The 1,102-nt window shown below is 76.8% G+C and carries 1 protein-coding gene; it reads left to right on the top strand.

Annotated elements, in window-relative coordinates:
• On the top strand, positions 1–1,102 hold a 1,102-nt coding region (locus GA0115240_RS17010; RefSeq protein ID WP_256069852.1), incomplete at both ends, for an FtsK/SpoIIIE domain-containing protein.

Here is a 1,102-nt window from a genome sequence, read left to right as displayed (position 1 = left end):
GCTGCCCGAACTGCTGGTGTGGACCGCTCCGGCGGCGCCGCTGCCGGCCGAGCGGCGGCCGGGCGCCCTGCCCGCCGTCGCCTACGGCCTGGTGGACCTGCCCGCCCGGCAGGCCCGAGCGCCGCTCACCTTCGACCTGGACCGGGCCGGGCATCTGCACATCGTCGGCTCACCGCGCAGCGGCCGCTCGCAGACCCTGCGCACCCTGGCCGCGGTCCTGGCCCGGGCCCACGGCGCCGACGACGTCCACCTGTACGGCATCGACTGCGGCGACGGCGCGCTGAACGCCCTGACCGCGCTGCCGCACTGCGGCGTGGTCGCCGACCGCGACCAGGTCGAGCGGCTGGGCCGGCTGCTGGACCGGCTGAACAACGAACTCACCACCCGGCAGGGGGTGCTGGGCGCCCGCGGCACCGCGGACCTCACCGAGCTGCGCCGGACCCAGCCGCCCGAGCGCCGGCTGCCGCACATCGTGCTGATGGTCGACCGCTTCGAGGTCTTCGAGCGCGACTTCACCGCCTACGACAGCGGCGGTCCGATGGAGCGGCTGGTCCGGCTGCTGCGGGACGGCGCCGGCGCCGGCATCCACGTGGTACTGGCCGGCGACCGGGTGCTGGGCGGCAGCCGCTTCTCCGGCGCCACCGAGGACAAGATCGTACTGCGGCTCGACGACCGCCAGGACTACTCGTCGGTCGGCATCCCCACCGGGTCCGCGCCGACCGCCCCGGCGCCCGGCCGCGGTCTGCGCGCCCAGGACCTGGCCGAGACGCAGATCGCGGTGCTCGGCGGCGATCTGGCCGGCGCCGCGCAGGCGCGGGTGCTCATCGAGCTCGGCAGGGAGCTGACCCGGCGGGAGGCGGCCGTCCCCGCCACCCGCCGCCCGCTGTCGCTCGATGTGCTGCCGGACCGGATCTCGTACGCCGAGGCGGCCGTGCTGCACGGGCCGACCGGGACGATGCGGCCGATGGTCGCTATCGGCGGCGACACCCTCGCCTCGCTGGGCCCGGACCTGGCGGACATCCCGACGTTCGTCGTCGCCGGACCGCCGCGCACCGGCCGCAGCACCGTGCTGCTCGCCGCGGCGCTGTCGCTGCTGGCGCTC

The sequence above is a fragment of the Streptomyces sp. DvalAA-14 genome (assembly GCF_900091855.1).
Taxonomy (GTDB): domain Bacteria; phylum Actinomycetota; class Actinomycetes; order Streptomycetales; family Streptomycetaceae; genus Actinacidiphila.
Note: the sequence above shows the minus strand (reverse complement) of the source record. Positions and strands in the feature narration are given on the sequence as shown.